This window comes from Caldicoprobacter sp. (assembly GCF_047459465.1).
Taxonomy (GTDB): domain Bacteria; phylum Bacillota; class Clostridia; order Caldicoprobacterales; family Caldicoprobacteraceae; genus Caldicoprobacter.
In genome coordinates, this window is the sequence record NZ_VSCO01000185.1 from 1 (window position 1) to 3,028 (window position 3,028).

Sequence of the window (3,028 nt, forward strand, 5' to 3'; positions counted from 1 at the left end):
CCCCTCTGCTATGTGCGTTTCGTGCCCATGGTAGAGGGCTAATGTTTGAAAGAGGTTTTTCTTCATTGTTTTTTAATAATTTCATAATATCTTGTAAGCAATTTATCCAGCTTCTGGCTTATTTCTATAACGTTTGGATCCAAAAGATCTTTTTTTGAAACCAATTGGTCAAGTTTTTCTTTTAATGCCTCGATTTCTTGCAGCAATTTTTTTACTATCAGTTCATCGTTCATTTATTTATATCCCAGCCTTTCTTTTGCTATAATTCTTGTTACTTTTCCTTTTGATTGCCATTATCACTATATCTTTTATTACTATATTGTAGTTCTGCATATTTTTAAAGCTTTTTATTAATATTTTTGTATTTTTGACTTTATTATTTCCCCGGGTGGCTTTTGTAATGAAATAAATAAATTATTCTAAAACTTATTCTAAAACTGACTTCCTCTGCATACCTTTAGATTAGGGGGTGGAGGATGTGCGGGTGTTTTTCTTAAAGAAAAATACAATCATTTGGGGGGTCATCATGCTGGTGGTAGTTATCGCATTGATAATTCTGTTGAGGATAGCTGCCGGCCACAAAGAAGTGTACAATGAAATGATTGCCATCCTGGGTACCATGTGAGGGGTAGGTCCATCCCCCGAAGTGGTCTTTAAATTGTTTCTCTGCTGCATCTTTGGACAGGCTTTTGAGTTAAATGAAACTAAAAATAATCTTGATTGAAGCTTTTTGTAACCATTATAATAGTGCTAATAACGGGTTTTGTTGTGGGACAAGCAGGTGTGTGACAAAGCGGGATGCATGGGTAGCAGTTTTACGCGCCTTTTGCTTTACATAGCTTGGTTTAAAATACGCTGTGCGTTAAATTTGTCAAAGGGGAGATGCCTATGGAAAAGTTTATTCCCGAGATAAGAGGGACCTTAAGGCGGCACATGATTGAGGTGCCGGCATGCATTCAACAGGCAAGCGGTATAAGGATATTCGGCAAGATAATTCGTTCGCTGGCATTTACTACCGATGTAGCGGTCATAAAGAACATCAATGCCGACGCCATCATAGCGGTATATCCCTTTACGCCTCAGCCCGCCATTACCCAGGCCATTATGATGGCGGCCGATGTGCCCGTATTTTGCGGCGTTGGAGGGGGGACAACCACCGGCAAGAGAGTGGTCAATCTGGCTTTGGACGCGGAATTTAAGGGGGCCATTGGCGTGGTGGTCAACGCCCCAACGCCCAACGATATCATAAGGGCTATGAGGGAGACCATCGATATTCCCATCGTGGTAACGGTGGTATCCGAGAATACCGATTTTAAGGCGCGCGTCGAGGCGGGAGCCACCATCCTCAATGTCTCCGGTGCCCGCAAGACGGTGGATATAATAAAGAGGATACGGGATCAGCTGCCAACCGTACCCATCATAGCCACAGGGGGGCCTAGTGAGGACACCATAATGGCTACCATCGAGGCGGGAGCCAATGCCATAACGTATACTCCTCCTACGCCTGCAGAGCTTTTTAAGGTTCTCATGGACAAGTATAGACAAGAGCTGGCTTAAAAAGGCGGGCAGCGAATTTAAATACAATAAAGCCTATCAGCAAGGTTTATGCTGATAGGCTTTGTTAGTATAGGACATTTTTTAATTCTGCAGCCTTTTCAACATGTCATAAAAACCCGGGAACGATATATTCACGCATTCCCAGCCGTTGATGACAGTTTCGCCGCTGGCGATGAGCCCGGCGATGGCAGCCATCATGGCCAGCCTGTGATCGCCAAAGCTGTCCACCCAGTTTCCTTTAAGGGGCGTTGGTCCGTATATGACCATGCCGTCGTCGGTAGCCTCAATGCTGGCGCCCAGGCGGGATAGGATATCCACCACGGTGGCTATGCGGTTTGATTCCTTTACTTTAAGCTCCTGTGCGTCTTTTATGATGGTGGTACCCTCGGCCTGGGTGGCGGCCAGGGCAATTACGGGTATCTCATCGATTAGGCGGGGGATGAGCTGGCCTCCTATTACGGTGCCCTTCAAGTGGGATGCATTGACGATGATGTCCCCTCTCTTTTCTCCTCCCGACGTTGATACGTTTTCTATAGCGAGGCTGCCGCACATCTGTTTGTAGACTTCCAGGATCCCGGTACGGGTAGGATTCAGGCCCACACCCTTTAATATTATGCTGGAATTGGGGACTAAAAGCCCGGCTGTGATAAAGAAGGCGGCCGATGATATATCCCCGGGTACATCCACATGCTGACCGTACAGCTGGCTAACAGGGTAGACGGTTATCTCGTTGCCGTTTATGTCCAGCCTGCCCCCGAAGGCCTGCAGCATTAACTCGGTGTGGTTTCGGGATGGTGCCGGTTCATATATGCGGCTGGGGGAATCGGCATACAGCGTGGCCAGCATTAGGCACGATTTTACCTGGGCACTGGCCACCGGCATGAAGTAGTCTATGCCTTTAAGGGCGCCGCCCTTGATTGACAGAGGAAGGTATTTGTCCTGTACTCCCGATATATGAGCCCCCATTTTGCGCAAAGGAGTGATCACCCTGTCCATAGGGCGCCGGCGTAGCGATTCATCGCCTGTTATAGTGCTGCTGAAGCTTTGCCCCGAAAGAAGGCCGGCAAGCAGCCTGGCAGTGGTTCCCGAGTTACCGGCATCTATTGCTATTTTGGGAGGTGTAAGGCCCCGTAGCCCCCGGCCTTTTACTATGACGGTATCCGGATCGGTTATTTGTATGGGCACGCCCATGTGCCGGAATGCGCGAATGGTGCTCATGCAGTCGTCGCTCATAAGGAAGTTGGTGATGTAGGTGTCGCCCTGGGCTATGGAGCCCAGCATTACGGCCCGGTGGGAGATGGATTTGTCGCCCGGCACATGGATTTCTCCGACAAGCCGCCTGGCAGGCGTTATGGCCATTTTCATATGTCGTCGGCGCAAGATAAAGCTAAGCTGCGCCGTTGCCTCCTTTCCCGGATAAATTGCCCTATTGTGCTGGCTAAAGCATAACCTGCGGCGAAGCTCGGTTATA

3 protein-coding genes are annotated in these 3,028 nt (G+C 48.2%); 1 reads left to right on the forward strand and 2 read right to left on the reverse strand.

Annotated features, from left to right (window positions below):
• Window positions 1-62: 62 nt before the first annotated feature.
• Window positions 63-233 (reverse strand): aspartyl-phosphate phosphatase Spo0E family protein, encoded by a 171-nt coding sequence (locus FWJ59_RS09035; RefSeq protein ID WP_414481610.1) that lies wholly within the window; start codon window positions 231-233, stop codon window positions 63-65.
• 655 nt (window positions 234-888) lie between these two features.
• On the opposite strand from FWJ59_RS09035, the gene FWJ59_RS09040 reads away from it, so the two are divergent.
• The gene (locus tag FWJ59_RS09040) at window positions 889-1,557 is read left to right on the forward strand and encodes a hydrolase (RefSeq protein ID WP_414481611.1); all 669 of its coding nucleotides are present in this window, start codon (window positions 889-891) and stop codon (window positions 1,555-1,557) included.
• An 81-nt stretch (window positions 1,558-1,638) separates the two neighbouring features.
• Here the strand turns inward: FWJ59_RS09040 and aroA are convergent, their stop codons facing one another.
• Complete coding sequence (aroA, locus tag FWJ59_RS09045; RefSeq protein WP_414481612.1) at window positions 1,639-2,922, reverse strand: 3-phosphoshikimate 1-carboxyvinyltransferase; 1,284 nt, start codon at window positions 2,920-2,922, stop codon at window positions 1,639-1,641.
• Between the last annotated feature and the right edge of the window lie 106 nt (window positions 2,923-3,028).

Bases quoted from the DNA above. Each gene is read 5' to 3' on its own strand.
- FWJ59_RS09035 (WP_414481610.1), bottom strand. From the start codon at position 233: ATGAACGATGAACTGATAGTAAAAAAATTGCTGCAAGAAATCGAGGCA.
- FWJ59_RS09040 (WP_414481611.1), top strand. From the start codon at position 889: ATGGAAAAGTTTATTCCCGAGATAAGAGGGACCTTAAGGCGGCACATG.
- aroA (WP_414481612.1), bottom strand. From the start codon at position 2,922: ATGAAAATGGCCATAACGCCTGCCAGGCGGCTTGTCGGAGAAATCCAT.